The organism is Microlunatus ginsengisoli (assembly GCF_039537205.1).
GTDB classification, from domain to species: Bacteria; Actinomycetota; Actinomycetes; order Propionibacteriales; family Propionibacteriaceae; genus Microlunatus; species Microlunatus ginsengisoli.
Window position 1 is genome coordinate 113546 of the sequence record NZ_BAABAB010000022.1, and the last position, 22426, is coordinate 135971.

Consider the following 22426-nt stretch of genomic DNA (forward strand, 5'->3'; position numbering starts at 1 on the left):
GCGACGGTGAGCGAAGTCGCGCTACGCCGAGCGAGGTGGCGCGCCGACCGCCGTCGTCGGCGTCCGCGAGCCGGGCGTTGTCCACAGGTTCGGAGCTTCCCGAAGCTCTGTCCACAGATTTCGCGGCGGGCGGCACGATCGGGGGTCGGCTCCGGAGTGTGTGGCTGTGCGAAGACGAACGATCCTCATCGCCGCCGTGCTGGCCACGGTCGTGCTGCTCGGCGGCGGACCTCCAGCCGCCGCGGAGCCTCGGCTGCCCTCACCGGCGCAGTGGCCGCTGGCGGGCGCGGTGCGCCTGCTGGCCGGATTCGACCCGCCAGGTCAGACCTGGGGTGCGGGCCATCGCGGCATCGACCTCGCGGCGAGCCCCGGGCAGCCGGTGCTGGCCGCGGCGGACGGCTCGGTGAGCTACGCCGGGCGGCTGGCGGGCCGGGGCGTGGTGGTGGTCGACCACGGCGGCGTCCGGACGACGTACGAGCCGGTCGATCCGCTGGTCGCGGTCGGTGAGCGGGTCGCTGCGGGTGCGGTGCTCGGCCGGATCGGGCGCGGCGGACACTGCGCACAGACCTGCCTGCACTGGGGCCTCAAGGACGGCGAGCGCTATCTCGATCCGTTGCTGCTGATTCCCGGCGGAGGTGGCGGGACACTGCGGCTGCTGCCCGCCGACCAGGTCGCGGTCGCTCGGAAGCGGGCCGCCGAGCGCAAGCGGGAGGCCGCGGAGGCGGGCGCCGCGGTCGCCCGCATCGCCGACGTCGCGCCCGGAAAGCACAGCTTCGGCCGGCCGGTCCCGGGCGGCATCACCTCCCCGTTCGGGATGCGCCTGCACCCGGTGCTGCACGTCTGGAAGCTGCACGACGGCACCGACTTCGGCGCGGCCTGCGGCACGCCGATCCGGGCGCCATATCCCGGGCGGGTTGCATCGGTGGGCTTCAACCGCGGCTACGGCAACCGGCTGATGCTCGATCACGGCGTCGTCGACGGGCACCGGGTGCGCACCGGGTACAACCACGCCATCCGGTACGTCGTCACGCCCGGCACCGAGGTCCGGCGCGGCCAGTTGCTGGGTTACGTCGGCAGCACCGGCTATGCCACCGGTTGTCACCTGCACCTGATGCTCTGGCTGGACGAGCGGCTGGCGAACCCGATGGTCTGGTTCTGAGCGCCGATGGTCTGGTTATCAGCGGCGATGACCGGCTCAGGCGCGCGGGTGGGCCTGCTCGAAGGCCGCCTGGATCCGTTCGGCGGTGACGTGGGTGTAGATCTGGGTGGTCGCGAGCGAGGCATGCCCGAGCAGCTCCTGGACGCTGCGCAGGTCGGCTCCCCCCTCGAGCAGGTGGGTGGCCATCGCGTGCCGGAGCCCATGCGGGCCGAGGTCCGGCGCGCCGTCGACCAACCGCAGCGACCGGTGCACGACCCGCCGGACGACCCGCGGGTCGATCCGGGCGCCGCGCTCCCCGAGGAAGACCGCGGTTCCCGATGCCGGCCCGGCGATGCCGGGGCGGCCCGTGACCAGCCACGCGTCGACCGCGCGAATCGCCGGCTCGCCCAGCGGGACGGTTCGCTCCTTGCTGCCCTTGCCGAGCACCCGCACCGTCCGGCGGTCCCGGTCGAGGTCGTCGATGTCGAGCCCGCACAGTTCCGAGACCCGGACCCCGGCGCCGTAGAGCACCTCGAGGATCGCCACATCGCGCAGCCCGAGCGGGCCGCCCTGCTCGCGCGCCAGTGCGGCCGCCTCGGCGAACAGGCGGTCGGCGTCGCGCCGGTGCAGGGTGTCCGGCAGGGTGCGAACCGACTTCGGCGAGCGCAGGCTCGCAGCCGGGTTCGAGCCGGCCCGACCGGTCTCGTACGCCCATGCGCAGAACACCCGCGCGGCCGCGGCCCGCCGCTGCAACGTCGACCGTGAGGCGCCGCGGGTCTGCTGATTGGCCAGCCAGCTGCGCAGGTCGCGCACGGTCGCCGCGTCGAGGTCGGCCCGGCCGAGCCGCTGGAGGTGCAGCAGCAGCGAGGTCACGTCGGCGAGGTAGGCCCGGACGGTGTGCCCGGACAGGGCGCGCTCGTGGGCGAGGTGCTGCTCGTACGCGGTGAGCAGCGCGGCGTTCTGGGCACTCAGCTCGTCGACCGGCTCGGTTCCCACCCGACCACTGTGCGGGTGAGGGCCCGAGCGACCAAGCCGACGCGCGGTGATATCCAGGACGCTATGAGTGTCTTCGACCGCCTCGATCGACTGGTGATCGGCGGTTACACCGCCGAGCTCGACGGTGACGCGCCCGGCCTCGTGGTCCTGTCACCGCCGGAGCCGGGCGCCGGGCCGGGTGCTCGGCCGGACGTGACCGACGTGGCCCGGATCGCCGCGCCCAGCTACGTCATCGCGCACCCGGCCGAGCCGTGGGTGTTCAGCGCCGGGGAGACTGCACCGGCCGCGGTGCACAGCTTCGCCGTGGACGACGCGGGCAGGCTGACCGCACTGTCCGCACTGCCGACCGGCGGCGACTTCGCGTGTCACCTCGCCCTGAGCACAGACGCCGGCCACCTGCTGGTGTCCAACTACGGCTCCGGCTCGGTGAGCAGCTTCGCGATCGGCGACGACGGCACCCTCTCCGGTCCGCTCGACGTGCTCCGCTTCACCGGTACCGGGCCGGATCCCGACCGGCAGGAGGGCCCGCACGCCCACCAGGTCCTGGTCACCGGTCGCGGCCCGGCCGGTGACGAGCTGCTGGTCTGCGACCTCGGCACCGACCGGATCCACCGGCTCGGGCTGGACGCTGCGGGCCGGTTCCATCGCGCCGGCGGCCCGATCGAGCTGCCGGCCGGCACCGGTCCCCGGCACGCGGTGATCGTCGCCGACCTGCTGCTCGTCGCCTGCGAGCTGAGCTCGGAGCTGTGGGTGGGCCGCCGGACCGGCGACGGCTGGGAACAGGTGCAGCTCGTCGCGACCACGGCGTCGACGTCCAACCCGCGGCAGCCGTCCGGGATCGTGACGGACGGACGTACCGTCGCGGTGGCGACCCGCGGGCCGGACACGATCACGACGTTCGCGATCGGTCCCGACGGCGTACGTCGGCTGGCCGAGGTTCCCTCCGGCGGCGCGTGGCCGCGGGCCATCGAGCTGCGCGATCGACAGCTGTGGGTCGCGAACCAGAACGACGGGAACGTCACGGTCCTCGACTTCGCCGAGCCAGCGGATCCTCGCCCGCTCGCCACGTTCGCCGCCGCGTCCGCGACGTGCGTCCTGCTGCTGCCGGCCGATCCCACGTAGCGGCGGATCCCTTCCCGGTCGAGATAGGTTGAGCGCCGTGAGCGACGCCTCGACCGATGCCGATCCCGTGACCAGCGCGGACGATCTCCGCACCGGTGGCACCGTGCTGCCGATCACCCGCTGGGGAACGCCCGTGATGCACGCCCGCACCCGGCCGGTCACGACGTACGACGACGCGCTGCGGGCGCTGTGCCGGGACATGTTCGCCACCATGTACGCCGCCGAGGGCGTCGGCCTGGCCGCGACCCAGGTCGGCCTGGACATCGCCCTGTTCGTCTTCGACTGCCCCGACGACGACCAGGTCCGCCACGTCGGCGTGGTCTGCAACCCCCAGGTGACCCTGCCCGAGGGCAAGGACCGCAAGCTCGAAGCGGCGGACGAGGGATGCCTCTCGCTCCCGGGCGCGTACGCCGAGCTGGCCCGCCCGGACACGGCGGTCTGCCGCGGCGAGGACGCGTACGGCAACCCGGTCGAGATCGTCGGCACCGGTCTGCTGGCCCGCTGCCTGCAGCACGAGACCGATCACCTGAACGGGACCGTGTTCGGCGACCGGCTGGCCGGTCGGGCGCGCAAGAAGCTGTACGCCAAGCACGCCGAGCTCGCCGACCGCTACCCAGCCGACTGGCCGGTCAGCGGCATCATCGGCCCGCGCGGCGAGGACCACCCGCCCACCGACTGACCTCCCGCCCACCGACTGACCACCCGGGGCCCGCCGCCCTTGCCGCAACCCCGCACCGGAAACTGTGCGGCTGTTGCAGCGACGCGCCGGCGCCGGCTGCGAGAGCTGCACAGTTCCCGGGCGGGGGACGAACCGGGGGTAGCCCGCTGAGGACTCGAACGGCTCAGGGGTTCAGGGCATAGCAGGCGACGGCAGCCGCGGCGGCGACGTTCAGCGAGTCGATGCCGGCGTGCATCCCGATCCTCACCCGTACGTCCGCGGCCGCCGTCCAGCGCGCCGACAGGCCGGCACCCTCGGTGCCGAGCAGGATGGCGAGCCGGCGCGGCTCGGCCCGGACCTCGGCCGCGAACCGGGTCAGGTCGACGGCTCCGTCGGCAAGGGTCAGCGCGACCGTCTGCAGGCCCGCCTCGCGCAGCAGGTCGATCGCGCCCGACCAGTCGGCCAGCCTCGCCCAGGGCAGGCTGAAGACCGCACCCATGCTCACCTTGATCGAGCGCCGGTAGAGCGGGTCGGCCGCTCGCGGCGCAAGCAGAGCACCGTCCCAGCCAAGGCCTGCGGCGGCACGGATGATCGCGCCGACGTTGGTGTGGTCGACGACGTCTTCGAGCACCACCAGCCGGCGCGCCCCGAGCAGGGCGCCGACCGTGTGCCGCTCGACCCGGTGCAGCGACGCCAGCGCGCCGCGGTGGACGTGGAAGCCGGTGACCTGCTCCGCCAGGGCCTCGTCCGCGACGTACACCGGGACCTCGGGCCACCGCTCGAGCACCTCAGCGAGCCCCGGCAGCCACCGCTTCGCCAGCAGGAAGGACCGGGGCCGGTAGCCCGCCTCGACCGCGCGCCGGATCACCTTCTCGCCCTCGGCGATGAACAGCCCGTGCTCGCTCTCCAGCGACCGGCGCAGCGACGTCTCCCGCAACCGGACGTAGTCGCCGAGCCGCGGGTCGTCGGGATCGTCTACCGCGATGCGTCTCATGGCACCCGCGTCCCGCGATCAGCCCTGCTCGTCGCGGACCCAGGCGTCCATCCCGGGCCGGGAGAACGCCACCGATCCGCGCTGCGGCACCCGAACCGCGCCGCGGTCCTTGAGCATCTTCAGCGTCATGGTCAGCTCGCTCGGCCGCCGGCCCAGCGCGTCGGCCACCGCGGCCGTCCTCGCCTCCCCGCCGACCGCCGCCAGCGCGGTCAGATAGTCGCGGCCGGCCGGCGTCACCGATCGCCAGACGGAGCGATACTGCCGGGCCACGTTGAGCCGCGCCTGCTCCGCCCCGGCCCGGGCGAGGTCCAGGTCGATCTCCCGGCGCGAGCCCAACGCCTCCCAGATCGCGAAGCCGTACTCCTGGACGAAGCTCGGATAGCCCTCGGACAACTCGATCACGAAGTCCACCGCGTCGTCGGTCCAGCCCACGCCGTGCACGGCGGCCGGCTCCAGCAGGGCCTCCCGGGTCGCGTCGCGATCGAGGTTGCCCAGCTCGCGATACTCGAACAGCCGGTCGGAGTGGGTGATCGCCTCATCGATCGCGTCCTCGAGCTCCGGCAGCCCGGCCAGCACCAGCTGGAACGCCGGCCTGCGGAGCTGGTGCTGCACCCGGCACAGGCTGACCAGGCTCGGCAGGTCGCAGTCCTGCGCCTCGTCGACCAGGACGACCAGGCCCCGGCGCCGGGCTGCGAACGCGCTCGCCGTGGCCGAGATCAGGTTGAAGAACGCGATCTCGAGCGGTGGCCCGGGCGGCTCGTCCGGCAGGTCGCGCGCGGCACCGACCTCGACCGGGCCCACCCGGACGCCGAGTTCGACGATCTGGCCGTGCTTGTCGGTGAAGCTGGGCTCGGGCCGCTGCAGTCCCGAGATGACGTCGGTGAGATATGCCCGTACGGAGTCGGCACCTCCCGCCTGGACACTCGCCACCCCGAAGCCGCGGGTGCCCGCCTCCCGCTCGAAGTAGCGCAGCAGCGCGGTCTTGCCGACCCCGCGTACGCCGGTGAACGCCCGGCCGCGCATCGTGGTGTGGCCGAGGCCCTCGATGTCTGTCAGGCACCGCCGCCACCAGACCTGTGCCTCGGCTCGGCCGGGCAGCCGATACGGTTCGGTTCCCGCGCCGGGAGCGTACGGATTTTCCACGTCGCTCACCATAGCCCGCTTTATAGAGCCGATCGCTCTATAAGGGCGACCGCGACACCGGGACCGGATCGGGTGCTGGCTCCGCCGGGCAACCGGATCGGGTGCCGGCTCCGCCGGGCAACCGGATCGGGTGCCGGCTCCGCCGGGCAACCGGATCGGGTGCCGGCTCCGCCGGGCAACGCGCCGGGCTACGGTGAACGCTTGTGACGTCTCCACGGATGGGAACCCTGGGCTGGACGCCGGCCCGGGAGCGCGCCGAGCTTCTGGCCACGCCGACCGCCGCAGCGGTGAGCGCGCTCGGGCTCGAGTGCTGGGTCGCCGAGATCGACCCGGAGCTGGCCGACACGGCGGCGTTCTGCGCGGCGTACCAGGTTCCGCCGGAGAATTCGGCCAACTGCGTGGTCGTCGCCGGCCGGCGCGCCGAGGAGACCCGGACGGCCGCCTGCATGGTGCTCGCGACGGACCGGGCCGACGTGAACAAGACCGTCCGCAAGCACCTCGACGTCCGCAAGATCTCCTTCGCACCGATGGCCGACGCCGTGTCGCTGACCCGCATGGAGTACGGCGGCATCACCCCGGTCGGCCTGCCCGCCGACTGGCCGGTGCTGGTCGACGCCGCGGTCGCGGCGACCGACCTGGTGGTGATCGGCAGCGGCATCCGCGGCAGCAAGATCCTCATCCCCGGCGCCTCGCTCGCCGCCCTGCCCGCTGCCGAGACCCTCGCCCTCGCCCTCGGCTAGCGCCCTCACTCTCCGTCACCCATCCTCGCCCTCAACCTCACCCTCGCCACCCGGGACCGGAAACTGTGCTGCTGTTGCAGTCGCCACCGGCGTGTCGGTGCAGGATCTGCACAGTTTCCGGGGACGGGGCGGGGCGGCGGGCCGGGGCGGGGACGCGGGGCGGCGGGCCGGGGACGGGGCGGGGCGGCGGGCCCGGAGACGGGAAAGACCGGGCGCCGTCAGCGGAGCAGGTTGACGATGGCGACGACGCCGACGACAACTATGACCACGCGGTAGACGATCGGGGGCAGCTTCTTGCCGACCCGGCCGCCGACCTGGGCGCCGATCACCGAGCCGACGGCGATGGCGCCGGCGGCCCACCAGTTGACGTCGTACAAGAACACGAAGATCAGGCCGGCGACGCCGTTGACCAGCCCGGCCAGCACGTTCTTGATCGCGTTGATCCGCTGCAGGTGCTCGGCCAGCCCGATGCCGAGCACGCCGATCAGCAGTACGCCCTGGGCGGCCCCGAAATAGCCGCCGTAGACGCCGGTCAGCATCACCGCCAGCCAGAGCCAGATCGAGCCGTGCGGTGCGCTCTCGGTGATCCCGAGCCGTTCCCGGCGTGCCGCGATCCGGCGCGACAGGGCCGGCTGGACGATCACCAGCACGCAGCCGATCCCGATCAGGATGGGCACGATCGCGTCGAACGCCGACGACGGCAGCTTCAGCAGCAGCAGCGCGCCCACGACGCCGCCGACCAGGGACGCCGCGCCCAGCCGGATCAGCCGGGAGCGCTGCCCGCCGAGCTCACCTCGGGTCGCCAGCGCGCCCGAGACCGAGCCGGGCACCAGGCCGATCGTGTTGGAGACGTTGGCTGTGACCGGCGGTACGCCCAGCGCCAGCAGGGTCGGGAACGTCACCAACGTGCCCGACCCGACGACGGTGTTGATCAAGCCCGCAGCCGCCCCCGCCGCCAGCAGGGCAAGCAGGTCCAGCCAGCTCACCGCGGGCTACGCACCGGCCCTTCTTGCCCCGCCGCCGGCGTGGGCTGGGGTTCCGGCTGGACGTACCACGGCTGGCCGGGGCCGCCGTTCGCCGTCGGCGAGGCGCCGCCCGCCGGCCCGGCGTCCGACGCGTCCTCGCTGCCGACCGGCTCGGTCGCGGCCGGTCCGGGCTGACCGGTGCCGATCGCCGGCGATTCCCCCAGCCGCACGCCCGGCCGCGGCGCCTCCAACTCCTGGGCCGCCTCGATCGCTTCCTGCACGGTCTTGGCCGACTTGGCCTCTTCCTCGGCGAACTGCCGCTCGATCTCGGCCTGCACATCGATCCTGGGCGGTGCGGTGAACGAACCCGTGACCGCCTGCGGGATCGCCGAGCCGGCGACCTGTCCGACCGCGCTGCCGAGTCCCTCCAGCGCCTTGTTCAGCTCGCTCGGCACGATCCAGACCTTGTTGGCATCGCCGCGGGCGATGGTCGGCAGCATCTGCATGTACTGATACGCCAGCAACGCCTGGTCGGGCTGGCCGGCGTGGATGGCCTCGAATACCGTGGTGATGGCCTGCGCCTCGCCCTCCGCGCGCAGCATCTTGGCCTGCCGGTCGGCCTGGGCGCGCAGCACCGCCGCCTCCCGATCGCCCTGGGCTCGCAGGATCGCGGACTCCTTCTCACCGCCGGCGGCGAGGATTTGGGACTGCCGCTGGCCCTCCGCGGTCAACACGGCGGCTCGCTTGTCGCGCTCGGCCCGCGCGCCCTTCTCCATCGCGTCCCGGATGGTGGCCGGCGGCTCGATCGCCCGCAGCTCGACCCGGTTCACCTTGATGCCCCACTTGCCGGTCGCTTCGTCGAGCACCATCCGGAGCTGCTGGTTGATCTCCTCGCGGCTGGTCAGGGCCTGCTCCAGGTCGAGCCCGCCGATGATGTTCCGCAACGTCGTCATGGTCAGCTGCTCGATGGCCTGGACGTAGTTCTGCGCCTCGTACGCCGCCCGCACCGGGTCGATGATCTGGAAGTAGATCACCGAGTCGATGCTCACCATCAGGTTGTCCTCGGTGATCACGCCCTGCGGCGGGAACGGAACCACCGCCTCGCGCATGTCGATGTTGTAGCGGACCCGGTCCACGATCGGCACCACCAGGTGCGGACCGGGCTCCAGCACCCGGTTGAACTTGCCCAGCCGCTCCACCACGCCGACCCGCTGCTGGCGAATCACGCGCACGGAGCTGAACAGGATGTAGGCCAGGAAGACCAGCGCGGCTAGAGCGATGATCAGGCCGAAGACGGTGTCCACGATGTCTCCTCAGTCACAACGGTGGAGCTCGAGTGCATCACGGCAGGGGTTCGTTCGCCGGATAGACGACGGCGATCGGGCCGTCGATCTCGTACACCTCGATCTCGGTGCCCTTCTCGATGATCAGGCTGCGGTCGTACGGCCGGGCCGACCAGGTCTGCCCGTCGACCTTGATCTCTCCGTGGTCGCGGGTGATCTCGGCCGTGGCGACCCCGGTGCTGCCGACCATCTTGGCGGTCGACGAGCGGTAGCCCGGCATGGCGCGAACCCGCCTCATCAGCGTCGGCCGGAGCAGCAGCAGGCTCCCGATCGAGACGATGATGGCGACCAGGAACTGGAGCCACCACAGCCCGGGGGCGATCGCCGCGGTCGCCGCTCCGGCCAGCGCGCCGGCGGCCAGCATGATCAGCACCAGGTCGAGCGACATGATCTCGGCCACCGCAAGCAAAAACGCGAGGCTGAGCCAGATCGCCCAGGCGTGATCGCCCAGCCAGTCGGTCAAGTTCACTCCTCCATCGTGCCACCCCGGCCGCACGGCGCCAGGTCCAGCGCGCTCACGGCTCGATGACGGAGCAGCCCGGACGACGGCTCAGACCGCGCGAGCCGCCCATCGTCCGCCGTTTCGGGTCAGCGCGAGCCGCAGATCGAAGGTGGCTTCCAGGTTCTCGGCGGTCAGCGTCTCCTCCAGCGGTCCCTCGGCGACCACCTTGCCGTCGCGGAGCAGCAACGCATGGGTGATGCCGACGGGGATCTCCTCCACGTGGTGGGTGACCAGCACGCTGGCCGGCGCATACGGGTCGCGGGCCAGGTCGCCGAGCGTGCGCACCAGTGTCTCCCGGCCACTCAGGTCCAGGCCGGCGGCCGGCTCGTCGAGCAGCAGCAGCTCGGGGTCGGTCATCAGCGCACGGGCGATCTGGACCCGCTTGCGCTCACCCTCGCTGAGGGTCCCGAACGTGCGATCGGCCAGGTTGCCGATGCCCAGCGAGGCGAGCAGCTCGTCGGCGCGGGCATGGTCGAGCTCGTCGTAGGACTCACGCCAGCGCCCGATCACCGCGTAGGAAGCGGAGACGACGACGTCGTGCACGCGCTCGCTGCGCGGGATCCGCTCGGCCAGCGCGGCGGAGGTGATGCCGATCCGCGGCCGCAGCTCGAACACGTCGACCGTGCCGAGCACCTCACCGAGCAGCCCGGCGACCCCGCTGCTCGGGTGGATCTGTGCGGCCACGATCTGCAGCAGCGTGGTCTTGCCCGCGCCGTTCGGCCCGATCACGACCCACCGGTCGGCCTCCTCCACCCGCCAGCTGAGGTTGTCGATCAAGGTCGCGCCGCCCCGCACGATGCTCACGTCAGCCAGATCCACCACCGCCGCCATGGGAGAGAACCTATCGCCCGGCCCGACCCGCTCCTCGCGCCACACCGGCACAGGAGCCGGACGCCGGCTCGCGACAATGACCACCATGACCGCCCGCTTGACCAGCTTCGGCAACGACGGACTGCAGTTCGACGTACGCGACGACGGCCCGGCGGACGGCGAGGTGATCCTCGCGCTGCACGGCTTCCCGCAGACCTCGGCCAGCTGGCGGCTGGTGACCCCGTTCCTGACCGCGGCCGGTTTTCGGGTGCTGGCTCCCGATCAGCGGGGCTACTCCCCCGGTGCCCGGCCGCGGCGCGTAGGCGACTACGGGCTCGACCGGTTGGCCGGCGACGTGCTGGCCCTGGCCGACGCCGCCGGGGTCGAGAGATTCCACCTGCTCGGCCATGACTGGGGCGGCGGCGTGGCCTGGCAGCTGGCGGCCACCCATCCGGACCGGGTGCGTACGTTGTCGGTGGCCTCCACCCCGCATCCCCGGGCCATGATCGCGGCCATGAAGGGCCGCCAGGCGGTGCGCTTGTGGTACGTGGCGCTCTTCCAGCTGCCGCGGATCCCGGAACGCCTGCTGACCAGGCACGGCGGGGCTCGGGCGCGGGAGCTCGCGCGGCGCTCGGGGATGCCGGACCCTCAGCGGGTCGCCGACCTGTTCGCGCAGCCCGGGGCGGCCACCGCGACCATCAACTGGTACCGCGCGATGCGCACACCCGGCGTGCCGGCGCCCGGCGAGGTGCACATCCCGGTCCTGTACGTGTGGAGCGACGGCGACACGGCGCTCGGCCGGCGGGCGGCGGACCTCACCGCACGCTGGGTGACCGGGGACTACCGGTTCGTGGTGCTGACCGGTGTGTCGCACTGGATCCCGGATGAGCGCCCGCGCGAGCTCGCCGAGCTCGTCCTCGCCCGCATCGCCGGCTCCGCGGCCTAGGAAGCTCGTCCTCGTCGGAGGGGGCTCAGACCGCGGTGGCCAGCCGATCGGCAGCCGGGGCGATCGCGAGCGGGCAGCGCGCCAGCGTCAGCACGGCGGCGGCCACCGAGCGGCTCCAGCCGCCGCCGGCCGCGGCGTGCGGTCGACCGATCACCATCAGCGCAGCGTCGCGGGACGCCTGCACGATCAGCTCGGTCGGCTCCGCGGGGCAGATCAGCGTCCGGACCACGACATCTGGATGGTCGGCCTTCCAACCGGCCAGGATCTCGACCACGTCGCGTTCCTCGGCGGCGCGCCGAGCCGGCAGCGCGGTCAGCGGCCCGGCATGCAGGGCGAGGATCATCCGCCGGCGTCGTTCGGCCTCGTCGAACGCGAGCTCGAGCGCCTCGACCGCGGCCGTCTCGCCGTCCAGCGCCACCACGACCGGTGATCGAGCGGCGGACTCCCGGCCCGCGTCGGCGGGCACGACCACGACCGGGCACCGGACCCGGTCGACCAATCGCGAGCCCAGGCTCGGGTCCTGGACCCGCTCGCGCATTCCCAGGTGGTGCCGGCCGAGCACGATCAGGTCGGCGTTCCTGCCCAGTCGGGTGAGCAGGCCCAGCGGCGGTGCGTCCTCGACGACCGTCTCGATCGACATCGCCGCGGGCGCGACCAGCCCCGCGGCCGCGTCGAGCACCGCCTTCGTCGCCCGGCGGCGCCGGTCGAGCTCGGGCCCGCCGGGCGCCGCGGGCCGGACCGGCAGAGGTGCGTAGCCGTAGGCCAGGACCAGCGCCAGCCCACGGTCGGCGGCCTCCCGCAGCCCGAACCGGGCGGCGGCCACCGCGTCGGGCCGGTCGTCGACACCGACCAGGACATACGGGTCGGTCATCGGACTCACCGCACCACGGTGACCGGGCACCGCGCGTGGGTGACCGCGTGCAGGCTGACCGAACCGAGCAGCATGCCCGCGAACGCACCGTGGCCCCGCGACCCGACCACCAGCAGATCGGCACCCTCGGCCGCCTCGATCAATGCCGCGGCGATCGGGCTGGCATCGACGACCCGCGTTCGGACCCCGGCGACCCCCTCGCCCAGCACCGAGCGGACCGAGGAGTCCAGCACGGTCTGGGTGTCGTCGTTGGTGACGACGTCGGCGTTCCAGCCGAATCCACCCCACGGTGACGGGCTCACGGGCAGCATCACCCGGATGCCGACGACCAGCAGCTCCGCGCCGTGCGCGCGGGCCTCGTCGTGGGCCCAGCGCAGCGCCTTCTCACTCTCGGCGGATCCGTCGACTCCGACCACGACCCGCATCCAGTCCGCCATCTCGCACCGTCCTTTTCGTCGCTTCTCCTTCATGCTCGCCGCGTGGCCGCGGCCGGTGTAGGACCGAAGGTCACCGCTCGGGCCGCGAATGGTCGCGACTGTGCGCGTCTCGACGCCGACCCGGCATAAGGTGGCGCGGTGCAGACACTTGCCGTCCTCCCCGCGCTCCGGCTGACCGCCGCGCTGAACGCCCTGGTGGGCGATGCGGTGGTGTCGGGCGAGATGTGGATCCGCAGCGTGGTCGGACCGGAGGTCGCCCACCACGTCGTGGACCTCGACGACCTGCTTGCACTCGGTGGCGCCGGCTCGACCGCCCTGTCCGACGCGCTGCCCCAGCTGATCGCGGTCGAGCCGGAGCAGTGGATGCTGTCCCTGCCCGCGCCGGGTGCGCTCGGCGGTCTTCGCGGGCCGGCCGATCTCAACGTCGCCGCACTGGAGCAGGGCTCCGCGGTGGTGGCCGGCACCGCCGGGGTGGCCCTGGTCCCGTTCCGGGTCGGTCCGGCGATCCAGTGGCGGGTGTTCGAGGCCGAGCGGCCGCTGCTGCCGCCGAGCCCGTACGACGCCGAGCGCGAGCTGAGCGAGACCGTGCTGCGCGCGGCGGCCACATTGCAACGGCTCGACGTGGCGGCGGGCGACCGGCCGACCGATCACGGGCTCCGGCTGCCGACCGCGTACCCGAACCGGCAGCGGCTGGCCGCCGACCGCGCGGCCCGGTTGTATGCCGCCTGCGAGGTCGCGCTGGCCGACGACGGGGCGAGTCTCAGCTCGTACGAGGCGGACGTCCGCGCTCGCGAGCTGCGCGCCGTTCGCGACGCCGCGCGGACCGCCCTGTGTGCGGCCGTGACCTGGCGCCGCACGCCGGACGACACTGGCTCGGCAGCGGTCAGATCGCCGGCGCGCTCCGGCGAGCGGCGGATCTGACACCGTCCCGGCGACGGCGGTCCGCGGGCTGTCGCCGATCGACCTCGTACGCCGATCGTCGGCGCGGGAAACCGCTCTCCGCCGCGCCCGAGGTCGATCAGCGACACGGCGACGCACTGCGCGTCCGGCAGCACGCTGCGTCCGGGTTCCGTACAGTGTCCGCATGCAGGCGGCGGGCGCAGTCATCGCAATCGGCGGCGCGGAGTCCAAGCTCCGCCGGCGCAGCGTGTTGCAGGCGTTCGTGGAGGAGTGCGGCGGCCAGGGCGCGCGGATCGCGGTGATCCCGTCGGCGTCCTCGCTCGGACCCGAGGTCGTCGAGGTCTACCGGGCCGTCTTCACCTCCCTCGGTGCCGCCGAGGTGATCGAGCTCCGGCCGCGCAGCCGGGCCGAGGCCACCGCCGAGCTCGCGGCGCCGCTGGCCGACGTCTCCGGGGTGTTCATGACCGGCGGCAACCAACTGAAGCTGAGTGCGTTCATCGCCGGCACCCAGTTCGGCGACGCGATCGTCGCCGCCCATGCCCGCGGCGCGGTCGTCGGCGGTACGTCCGCCGGAGCCTCGATCCTGGCCGAGCACATGATCGCGTTCGGCTCGGGCGGCAGCACGCCGAAGCAGCGGATGAGCCAGCTCGCCGTGGGCCTCGGGCTGGTGCCCGGGGCCGTCATCGACCAGCACTTCGAGCAGCGCAACCGGTACGGCCGGCTGCTCTCCTTGGTGGCTCAGTCGCCGTCCCTGCTGGGCATCGGGATCGACGAGGACACCTCGGCGGTGATCAGGGACGGCGTCCTGCGGGTGGTCGGCAAGGGGTCGGTGACGATCGTCGACGGGCGGCACCTGGTCTCGAACGCGTACGAGGCCAAGCGGACCGCCCCGCTGCTCGTCTCCGGCGCGGTGCTGCACGTGCTGCCGGCCGGTTGCGCCTTCGACCTGGCCGGCCGGACCCTCGCGGTGATCTCCACCCCGGAGAAGGACGAGGAGGTCGCCGACCTGCGGGCGGCCGAGGCCGACCTGCGCGAGATGGCACGGGAGATCGCCGCCGAGGGCGTCTCCCCCACCGACTACGCCCGCCGCCTCCGCCGGTCCCGCCGCGCCTGAGACTCCCGCTCGCCGGCGGCCTCCCCCGAACCGCTGTCCCCTCCCCTCCCCGGAAACTGTGCAGCTGTTGCAGCGACACGCCGGCGGCGCCTGCAACAGCCGCACAGTTTTCCGGAGGTTCCGGAGGTTCCGGAGGTTCCGGAGGTTCCGGAGGAGGTGACCTTCGATTTCTCCACCGTCTCGGCGAGCGCCGGCGTCTTCGAGGGATACTCGGCTGGTGGGCGAACCTGCGCTGCTCCGGCGGATCCGGGAGTCGGTGATCGGGGACGACCAGGTGATGCACGGGCCGTACGGGCCTCGCCGGGTCACCTATGCCGACTACACCGCGAGCGGCCGGGCGCTGACCTTCGTCGAGGACTTCATCCGGCACGAGGTGCTGCCCCGCTATGCGAACACCCATACCGAGTCCAGCGGCACCGGCCTGCAGACCACCCGGCTGCGCGAGGACGCCCGGCAGCTGATCAGAACCGGCCTCGGCGCCGGCGACGATGTCGCGGTGATCTTCTGCGGCTCCGGCTCGACGGCCGCGATCGACAAGGCGATCGGGCTATTGAACCTGAGAATCCCGGCTGGTCTGGACGACCGTTACCACTTCTCCGACCAGATCCCGGCCAGCGAACGGCCGGTGGTCTTCATCGGGCCGTTCGAGCACCACTCCAACGAGCTCGGCTGGCGCGAGTCGATCTGCGACGTGATCACCATCCACGAGGACGCCGACGGCCACATCCATCTCGCCGCCCTCGAGCACGCGCTGGAGGAGTTCGCGGATCGCCCGCTCAAGATCGGCTCCTTCTCCGCGGCCTCGAACGTGACCGGCATCGTCACCGACACCCACGCGATCGCCGATCTGCTGCACCGGCACCGGGCGCTCTCCTTCTGGGACTTCGCCGCCGCCGCGCCGTACGTCGGCATCGAGATGGACCGGCACTGCCCCGCGCACGTCGACTGCTCGATGGATGCGGTCTTCCTCTCCCCGCACAAGTTCGTCGGCGGTCCCGGCACGCCGGGTGTGCTCGCGATCCGGAAGAGCCTGCTGCACAACCGGGTGCCGGTGGTGCCGGGCGGCGGCACCGTGGCGTACGTCAACCCGACCGACCACGACTACCTCACCGATCCCGAGCACCGGGAGGAGGGCGGTACGCCCGCGATCGTGGAGTCGATCCGGGCGGGCCTGGTGTTCCAGCTCAAGGCCGCCGTCGGGGTCGAGGTGATCCGCGCGCACGAGGAGGCCCTGCTGCGGCGGGCGGTCGAGGCCTGGCAACGGGTGCCCGAGATCGAGATCCTCGGCAACCTGGCCGCCGAGCGGCTCTCGATCGTCTCGTTCGTGGTCCGCCGGCTCGACCCGTCGGGACGGCCCGGGCCGTACCTGCACCACAACTTCGTGGTCGCCCTGCTGAACGATCTGTTCGGCGTCCAGTCCCGCGGCGGATGCTCGTGCGCCGGACCGTACGGCCATCGCCTGCTCGGCATCGACCTCGAGCGCTCGCACGCGTTCGAGCGGGAGATCAGCGGCGGCTGCGAGGGGATCAAGCCCGGCTGGGTGCGGGTGAACCTGAACTACTTCGTGTCCGACGCGGTGGTCGACTACCTGATCGCGGCGGTGACCTTCGTCGCCCGGCACGGCTGGCGGCTGCTGGGCGACTACACCTTCGATCCGGCCACCGGGCTGTGGCGGCACCGTCGCGGTCCGGTCGAGCCGCCGCTGCGACTGGGCCAGATCCGCTACGACTCCGAGACCGGCGAGATGGTCTATCCACACCACGACGAACCCGCGCCGGAGAGCGCCCTGGCCGGCTATCTCGCCGCCGCCGAGCAGATCGTTGCCGCCGCCGGTCAGCCGGCAGCCGATGCCGGCGGGCCGCTGGTCGAGCTGTCCGCCGACTTCGAGCAGCTGCGCTGGTTCGAGCTGCCGGCGATCTGCCTGCACCGCTGATCCCGCTCGGCACCCGGCGCCGAGGCGCCCGCTCGATTTTGCCATCCGTCGGCAGAATCTGGGCCACAATGGTGCCGACCACACAGTCGTCGTCTCCCCCGAAGGCCGACTCATGCTCTCGTTCCGCCGTCTCGTCGGCTCGATCACCGCGATCACGCTCGTCGCCGCAGGGCTGTCCGCACCCGCCTCATCCGCCGCCCCGGCGGGCACGGAGCATCGACCGGACCTGCAGACGATCATCCCGACCGATTCGTTCTCGGTGGTCGGCTCCGGGGCCGATCGGGAATTCCGCTACACCCATCTGATCTACGACGCCGGGCCCGGGCCGCTGGAGATCCAGCCGAGTTACGACCAGTCGATCGGCGGCTACCGGGGCCGGCAACGACTGTTCACCCACGACTCCGCCGGCACCTGGTCCCAGCTGCGGGAGGTTCGGGTTCCGGACGTGTTCGTGTACCACGCCGAACACGGGCACTTCCATTTCCCGCTCGCGAGCTTCGGTCTGTACGCGCTCGCGCCGGGCGGCGGTCCGGGCGCGGCCGTTGCCTTGTCGCCGAAGGTCGGCTTCTGCATCGACGACTCCTACATCTACAACGCCACCATCGAGCACAGCGGCACCTTCATCGGCTCGCGGAGCAGCTGCGCCGATCCGAGCGGGCTGCGCGGCATCTCCGTCGGAGGCGCCGACGAGTACGACTACCGCGACCCGGGCCAGGCCATCCCGATCGACGGCGTGCCGGACGGGACGTACTGGTTCAAGGCGATGAGCGACCCGAACAACGACATCATCGAAGCCGACGAGAGCAACAACGAGACCGACGTAAAGGTCACGATCCGGAACGGCTCGGTGACCGTCGGCCAGGTCGTCCACCCCGACACGACGCCACCGACCGGGGCGTTCACGACGCCGGCGAACGGTGCCGTGCTGTCGGGGACCGTCCGGCTCGGCGTGACCAGCCCGACGGCGAACGTCCGCCGGGTGGACTTCGTCGCCGACGGCGAGGTGATCGGCAGCTCGACCGCCTCGTCCGGACCGTGGACATTCGGCTGGAACACCGCGCACGTCGTCGACGGCGAGCACTGGCTGTCGGCGCGCATCATCGACAGCTCGGGGCGCACCGGGAACACCGGAGTCGCCGCGGTCTCGGTGTCCAACGCCGCGCCGCAGCCGGGGGCGGGCCTGTCGGTGATCCGCAGCGTGAGCGCGGACGGGCGCGACGCGCAGACCGCGGAGCTCGGCAGCGGCCTGGCCGCCGGCGACCAGCTGCTGGCGTTGGTCAGCTCCGACGGGCCGGCGGACGTAGCCCAGACCTCGGTCGTGTCCGGTGCCGGTCTGTCCTGGTCGCTGGTCCGCCGGGCGAACGGGCAGCCGGGAACCAGCGAGGTGTGGCGGGCGGGTGTCCCGGCCGGTGCCGGGGCGATCACCGTCACCGCCACCCCGCAACAGGGCGGCTACGACCAGTCACTGACCGTGCTGGCCTTCCACGGCGCGGCCGGCACCGGCAGCTCGGCCGGCGCCGGAGCGGCGTCCGGCACGCCCGGCGTCGCACTGAAGACCAGCCGGGCCGGGTCGTGGACGTTCGGTGCCGGCAACGACTGGAACCAGGCCGCGGGCCGCACGGCCGGCAGCGGCCAGGAGATTCGTCACCAGTGGCTCGACACCGGGGTGGGCGACACCTTCTGGGCCCAGTCGCGCACCGGGCCCTCCGGCGCGGCCGGCAGCGTCGTCACCCTCGACGACCCCGCACCGGCGGGAGCGCGCTGGAACCTCTCGGCCGTCGAGGTCGTGCCGGCCTCGGTGGACACGACGAAACCGGTCGTGAAGGTGACCGACCCCGAGCCCGGCGCCAGGGTCCGCGGGACGGTCAACATCGGCGCCACGGCGGCCGACAACACCGCGGTCAGCGCCGTACGTTTCTATCTCGACGGCAAGCAGATCGGTTCGCCTGACACCAGACCGCCGTACGCGCTCGCCTGGCGGACCACGACGGCAAGCAAGGGGCGGCACACGATCACCGCCCGGGCGACCGACAGCGCGGGCAACATCGGCGTCTCTCGGGGCGTCGCCGTCACGGTCGACAACTCCGGGCCGCCGCCGGCCAAGATCGTGATCGACAAGAAGTCCAGCAAGCACGGCCGGAGCAAGATCACCACCGGCACGATCACGACCAGGCACCGCGGTGAGCTGTTGCTCGCATTCGTGGCCTTCGACGGGCCGTCCCGGGCCACCCAGTCCGCGCGGGTGTCCGGCGCGCGGCTGCACTGGACCCTGGTCAAGCGGTCGAACACCCAGCACGGGGTGTCGGAGATCTGGTCGGCGCGGGTCACCAAGACGCTGAAGAAGAAGCGGATCACGGTCAAGGCCGCGCAGTCCGGCTACGACGGCATGCTCACCGTGATCGCCCTCCGCAACACCAGCGGCACCGGCGTCGCCGGCGCCGCCGGTGCTCCGAGCAGCGCGCCGTCGATCTATCTGCCGGCGGTCGCGGATGCGTCCTGGGTGTTCGCCGTGGGAAACGACTGGGATCGGGCGGTGGCCCGGGTCCCGGTCGCGGGCCAGCTGCTCCAGCACCAATGGCGGGACACCGGCGCGCGGAGCACGTTCTGGGTGCAGTCGCTGGCCAAGCCGACGAACCGCGCCGGACTGGTCACCATCGCCGACAAGGCGCCCACGACGGACCGCTGGAACTACACCGCCGTGGAGGTGCGCGCCGCCCCGGGCAAGCGTTGAGGGTCCTCCCGACTCGTCCCTGCGCCGCGGCGAGCGCCGGCGCCGACCACCTCCTCGACCGGGCGACCCGGGTGGAAGGATCGCTCCCAGACCGCGACCAGACTGCGAGCACTCGTGAGGAGCCCCAGGTGAGCGACAGCGCCGCACCGATCGATGAGTCCCCGGCCCCCCGTCCCGACCTGAAGATCGTCTCCAGCCGGGTCTATCGCGGACCGAACGTGTGGCACTACGAGCCGGCGATCCACCTGGTGGTCGATCTGGGCATTCTCGAGGACTTCCCCACCGACCAGATCCCGGGCTTCACCGAAGGCCTGCTGGAGCGGCTGCCCGGGCTGCGGAACCACACCTGCAGCCGGGGACGTACCGGCGGGTTCGTCGAGCGGCTGAACGAGGGCACCTGGCTGGGCCACGTCGCCGAGCACGTCGCGCTGCAGCTCCAGCAGGAGGTCGGCCACGACATGCGGCGGGGCAAGACCCGCCAGGTCAAGGGCGAGCGCGGCCGCTACAACGTGATCTACGCCTACTTCGACGAGGGCGTCGGGCAGGCTGCCGGCGAGCTGGCCGTCCGGCTGGTGAACGACCTGGTCGAGCACGATCCCGAGTTCGACTTCGACGCCGAGCTGGAGCGGTTCATCGTCCGCGGCGAGCGGTCGGCCTTCGGCCCCTCCACCCAGGCGCTGGTCGACGAGGCGGTCAGCCGGGACATCCCCTACATCCGGCTGAACACGTCGTCGCTGGTCCAGCTCGGCCAGGGCGTTCACCAGAAGCGGATCCGCGCCACCATGACGTCGAACACGTCCTCGGTCGCCGTGGACATCGCCAGCAACAAGGAGCTGACGCTCACCCTGCTGTCGGCAGCCGGCCTCCCGGTGCCGCGGTCGCAGTCGGTCCGCCGGGTCGACGACGCGGTCCGGCTGGCGAACCGGATCGGCTATCCCGTCGTGGTCAAGCCGCTGGACGGCAACCACGGCCGCGGGGTGATGCTGGACCTGCGCGACGACGACGCGGTGCGCTCCGCCTACCAGGTCGCCTACGACGAGTCCCGCAACGGCTGGGTGATCGTCGAGACGTTCGTCACCGGCAAGGACTACCGCTGCCTGGTGATCGACGGCAAGATCGCGGCCATCGCCGAGCGGGTGCCGGCGCACGTGATCGGCGACGGTACGTCCACGGTCACCGAGCTGGTCGAGCGCACCAATGCCGATCCCCGCCGCGGCGTCGGTCACGAGAAGGTGCTGACCAGGATCAAGGTCGACCAGGCCGCGATCGACCTGGTCGCCGACCAGGGCTATGCGATGGACGACGTCCCGCCGAAGGACACGCAGGTGTTGCTCACCCTGACCGGCAACATGTCCACCGGCGGCATCTCGATCGACCGCACGTTCGAGGCGCACCCCGAGAACATCGAGATCGCCGAGGAGGCGGCCCGGGTGGTCGGCCTCGACATCGCCGGCATCGACTTCATCGCGCCCGACATCACCCAGCCGGTGCGCGAGACCGGCGGCGGCATCGTCGAGGTGAACGCCGCGCCGGGCTTCCGGATGCACACCCACCCCACAATCGGCGATCCGCAGTACATCGCCAAGCCGGTGATCGACATGCTGTTCCCGCCGGGCGCGCCGAGCCGGATCCCGATCGTCGCGGTCACCGGCACGAACGGCAAGACCACCACCTCGCGGATGATCGCCCATATCTTCAAGGGGATCGGCAAGAAGGTCGGGATGACCTCCACCGACGGCGTCGTGGTCGACGAGCGCTTGATCATCCGCGCGGACGCCTCCGGCCCACGCTCGGCCAAGATGGTGCTGCAGAACCCGCGGGTCGACTTCGCGGTGTTCGAGGTCGCGCGCGGCGGCATCCTGCGCGAGGGCCTGGGCTATGAGCGCAACGACGTCGGCGTGGTGCTGAACGTGCAGCCCGACCATCTCGGCCTGCGCGGGATCGACACCCTCGAACAGCTCGCCGACGTCAAGGCCGTGATCGTGGAAGCCGTTCCCCGCAACGGGTTCGGCGTGCTCAACGCCGACGACCCGCTGGTCCGCGCGATGCGCCGGCGCTGCTCCGGCCGGATCATCTGGTTCACCATGTCCGAGCCGGGAAGCGAGATCAGGACGTCCGTCGACGATCACTGCCGGCGCGGCGGCACCGCGGTGGTGCTCGAGCACAGCGACAAGGGCGACATGATCATCGTCAAGCAGGGCCGCCGCTCGATGCAGCTGGCCTGGACCCATCTGCTGCCGGCCACATTCGGCGGCCGGGCGACGATGAACGTTCAGAACGCGATGGCCGCCGCCGCCGCAGCCTTCGCCGCCGGCGCCTCGCTGCACGACATCCGGCAGGGACTGCGGACCTTCTCCACCAACTACTACCTGGCACCGGGCCGGCTGAACGAGGTGCAGGTCGAGGGACGGACGGTCATCGTCGACTACGCGCACAACGCGCCGGGTCTGCGGATGCTCGGCGACTTCGTGGACAAGACCGGCGACGCGCTGGACGCGACCACCGAGCTCGGCCACATCACCCGGATCGGGGTGATCGCCACGGCCGGCGACCGGCGGGACTCCGACATGATCGAGCTCGGCGAGGTGGCCGCTCGCCACTTCGACGTGGTGATCGTCCGCGAGGACAACAACCCGCGCGGCCGGGCCCGCGGCAGGGTCGCCGAGCTGGTCGCCGAGGGGGTTCGCGGGGCGCTGGGCGACGGCGTCCGGTGCAAGCAGCTGGAGATCGTGCTGGACGAGCTGGAGGCCACCCGGCACGCGATCACCGTCTCCAACCCGGGCGACCTGATCGTGATCTGCGTGGATCAGACGGCCGCGGTGATGAGCGTGCTGGAGTCGTACGGCAAGCAGGCGCAGCCGGGCGCCCGGCCGCAGCGGGAAGGCGATCTGGACAACGCAGTCGCCGATCCCGACTTCATCCCGTCCAACCCCTGACCGCCCGCGCCACCCCCTCGGCCCCGCCACTCTCCTCGGAGGCGCGGCCCCTTCGGCTGCGCCAGTCCCCTCGGCCGCGCCACCCCCTCGAGGCGCGGACTCACCCGCTCACCCACTCCGGAAACTGTGCAGTTCTCGCAGCGACAC

At 72.3% G+C, this 22426-nt stretch carries 19 protein-coding genes; 10 read left to right on the forward strand and 9 right to left on the reverse strand.

The window, feature by feature from the left end:
* Positions 1 to 166 precede the first annotated feature (166 nt).
* Complete coding sequence (locus ABD747_RS15475) at positions 167 to 1159, forward strand: M23 family metallopeptidase (RefSeq protein WP_344806121.1); 993 nt, start codon at positions 167 to 169, stop codon at positions 1157 to 1159.
* 36 nt (positions 1160 to 1195) lie between these two features.
* Here ABD747_RS15475 and ABD747_RS15480 read toward each other — a convergent pair whose 3' ends face one another.
* Positions 1196 to 2134, reverse strand: coding sequence for a tyrosine recombinase XerC (locus ABD747_RS15480; protein ID WP_344806123.1), 939 nt, complete (start codon positions 2132 to 2134; stop codon positions 1196 to 1198).
* A gap of 63 nt (positions 2135 to 2197) precedes the next feature.
* On the opposite strand from ABD747_RS15480, the gene ABD747_RS15485 reads away from it, so the two are divergent.
* Together ABD747_RS15485 and def are read left to right on the forward strand one after the other, a co-directional pair.
* Entirely contained in the window at positions 2198 to 3256 is a 1059-nt protein-coding gene (locus tag ABD747_RS15485) for a lactonase family protein (RefSeq protein WP_344806125.1), read from the forward strand.
* Positions 3257 to 3293: 37 nt separating this feature from the next.
* The gene (def, locus tag ABD747_RS15490) at positions 3294 to 3935 is read left to right on the forward strand and encodes a peptide deformylase (protein WP_344806127.1); all 642 of its coding nucleotides are present in this window, start codon (positions 3294 to 3296) and stop codon (positions 3933 to 3935) included.
* A 163-nt stretch (positions 3936 to 4098) separates the two neighbouring features.
* Here def and ABD747_RS15495 read toward each other — a convergent pair whose 3' ends face one another.
* Positions 4099 to 4908, reverse strand: coding sequence for a TrmH family RNA methyltransferase (locus tag ABD747_RS15495; protein ID WP_344806129.1), 810 nt, complete (start codon positions 4906 to 4908; stop codon positions 4099 to 4101).
* An 18-nt stretch (positions 4909 to 4926) separates the two neighbouring features.
* The gene (locus tag ABD747_RS15500; protein WP_344806131.1) at positions 4927 to 6051 is read right to left on the reverse strand and encodes an ATP-binding protein; all 1125 of its coding nucleotides are present in this window, start codon (positions 6049 to 6051) and stop codon (positions 4927 to 4929) included.
* A 218-nt stretch (positions 6052 to 6269) separates the two neighbouring features.
* Here ABD747_RS15500 and ABD747_RS15505 point away from each other — a divergent pair, with 218 nt between their 5' ends.
* The gene (locus ABD747_RS15505) at positions 6270 to 6791 is read left to right on the forward strand and encodes a YbaK/EbsC family protein (protein WP_425562547.1); all 522 of its coding nucleotides are present in this window, start codon (positions 6270 to 6272) and stop codon (positions 6789 to 6791) included.
* A 218-nt stretch (positions 6792 to 7009) separates the two neighbouring features.
* Here ABD747_RS15505 and ABD747_RS15510 read toward each other — a convergent pair whose 3' ends face one another.
* From ABD747_RS15510 to ABD747_RS15525, 4 genes are all read right to left on the reverse strand, one after another.
* The gene (locus tag ABD747_RS15510) at positions 7010 to 7777 is read right to left on the reverse strand and encodes a sulfite exporter TauE/SafE family protein (protein ID WP_344806135.1); all 768 of its coding nucleotides are present in this window, start codon (positions 7775 to 7777) and stop codon (positions 7010 to 7012) included.
* Entirely contained in the window at positions 7774 to 9060 is a 1287-nt protein-coding gene (locus ABD747_RS15515) for an SPFH domain-containing protein (protein ID WP_425562541.1), read from the reverse strand. The genes ABD747_RS15510 and ABD747_RS15515 overlap by 4 nt, the downstream gene beginning before the upstream one ends.
* A gap of 37 nt (positions 9061 to 9097) precedes the next feature.
* Positions 9098 to 9562 (reverse strand): NfeD family protein, encoded by a 465-nt coding sequence (locus tag ABD747_RS15520; protein WP_344806682.1) that lies wholly within the window; start codon positions 9560 to 9562, stop codon positions 9098 to 9100.
* Positions 9563 to 9649: 87 nt separating this feature from the next.
* Positions 9650 to 10432, reverse strand: coding sequence for an ABC transporter ATP-binding protein (locus ABD747_RS15525; protein WP_344806137.1), 783 nt, complete (start codon positions 10430 to 10432; stop codon positions 9650 to 9652).
* Positions 10433 to 10517: 85 nt separating this feature from the next.
* Between ABD747_RS15525 and ABD747_RS15530 the strand changes: the two genes are divergently transcribed.
* Entirely contained in the window at positions 10518 to 11357 is an 840-nt protein-coding gene (locus ABD747_RS15530) for an alpha/beta fold hydrolase (protein ID WP_344806139.1), read from the forward strand.
* Between the two features lie 25 nt (positions 11358 to 11382).
* Here the strand turns inward: ABD747_RS15530 and ABD747_RS15535 are convergent, their stop codons facing one another.
* Together ABD747_RS15535 and ABD747_RS15540 are read right to left on the reverse strand one after the other, a co-directional pair.
* Complete coding sequence (locus ABD747_RS15535) at positions 11383 to 12228, reverse strand: universal stress protein (RefSeq protein ID WP_344806684.1); 846 nt, start codon at positions 12226 to 12228, stop codon at positions 11383 to 11385.
* Positions 12229 to 12233: 5 nt separating this feature from the next.
* Positions 12234 to 12665: a universal stress protein gene (locus ABD747_RS15540; protein ID WP_344806141.1), complete on the reverse strand. Its 432-nt coding sequence runs from the start codon at positions 12663 to 12665 to the stop codon at positions 12234 to 12236.
* A 138-nt stretch (positions 12666 to 12803) separates the two neighbouring features.
* Here ABD747_RS15540 and ABD747_RS15545 point away from each other — a divergent pair, with 138 nt between their 5' ends.
* The 5 genes from ABD747_RS15545 (at position 12804) to cphA (ending at position 22279) form a co-directional block, all read left to right on the forward strand.
* Entirely contained in the window at positions 12804 to 13586 is a 783-nt protein-coding gene (locus ABD747_RS15545) for a hypothetical protein (protein ID WP_344806143.1), read from the forward strand.
* 163 nt (positions 13587 to 13749) lie between these two features.
* The gene (locus tag ABD747_RS15550) at positions 13750 to 14679 is read left to right on the forward strand and encodes a cyanophycinase (RefSeq protein WP_344806145.1); all 930 of its coding nucleotides are present in this window, start codon (positions 13750 to 13752) and stop codon (positions 14677 to 14679) included.
* A 217-nt stretch (positions 14680 to 14896) separates the two neighbouring features.
* Entirely contained in the window at positions 14897 to 16612 is a 1716-nt protein-coding gene (locus tag ABD747_RS15555; protein ID WP_344806147.1) for an aminotransferase class V-fold PLP-dependent enzyme, read from the forward strand.
* A 112-nt stretch (positions 16613 to 16724) separates the two neighbouring features.
* Complete coding sequence (locus tag ABD747_RS15560; RefSeq protein WP_344806149.1) at positions 16725 to 19343, forward strand: Ig-like domain-containing protein; 2619 nt, start codon at positions 16725 to 16727, stop codon at positions 19341 to 19343.
* Positions 19344 to 19471: 128 nt separating this feature from the next.
* The gene (gene cphA / locus ABD747_RS15565; protein ID WP_344806151.1) at positions 19472 to 22279 is read left to right on the forward strand and encodes a cyanophycin synthetase; all 2808 of its coding nucleotides are present in this window, start codon (positions 19472 to 19474) and stop codon (positions 22277 to 22279) included.
* The last annotated feature ends 147 nt before the right edge of the window (positions 22280 to 22426 follow it).

Coding starts and splice junctions, on each gene's coding strand:
- ABD747_RS15485 (WP_344806125.1), top strand. CDS start 2,198: ATGAGTGTCTTCGACCGCCTCGATCGACTGGTGATCGGCGGTTACACC.
- ABD747_RS15495 (WP_344806129.1), bottom strand. CDS start 4,908: ATGAGACGCATCGCGGTAGACGATCCCGACGACCCGCGGCTCGGCGAC.
- ABD747_RS15505 (WP_425562547.1), top strand. CDS start 6,270: ATGGGAACCCTGGGCTGGACGCCGGCCCGGGAGCGCGCCGAGCTTCTG.
- ABD747_RS15525 (WP_344806137.1), bottom strand. CDS start 10,432: ATGGCGGCGGTGGTGGATCTGGCTGACGTGAGCATCGTGCGGGGCGGC.
- ABD747_RS15530 (WP_344806139.1), top strand. CDS start 10,518: ATGACCGCCCGCTTGACCAGCTTCGGCAACGACGGACTGCAGTTCGAC.
- ABD747_RS15535 (WP_344806684.1), bottom strand. CDS start 12,228: ATGACCGACCCGTATGTCCTGGTCGGTGTCGACGACCGGCCCGACGCG.
- ABD747_RS15540 (WP_344806141.1), bottom strand. CDS start 12,665: ATGGCGGACTGGATGCGGGTCGTGGTCGGAGTCGACGGATCCGCCGAG.
- ABD747_RS15550 (WP_344806145.1), top strand. CDS start 13,750: ATGCAGGCGGCGGGCGCAGTCATCGCAATCGGCGGCGCGGAGTCCAAG.
- ABD747_RS15560 (WP_344806149.1), top strand. CDS start 16,725: ATGCTCTCGTTCCGCCGTCTCGTCGGCTCGATCACCGCGATCACGCTC.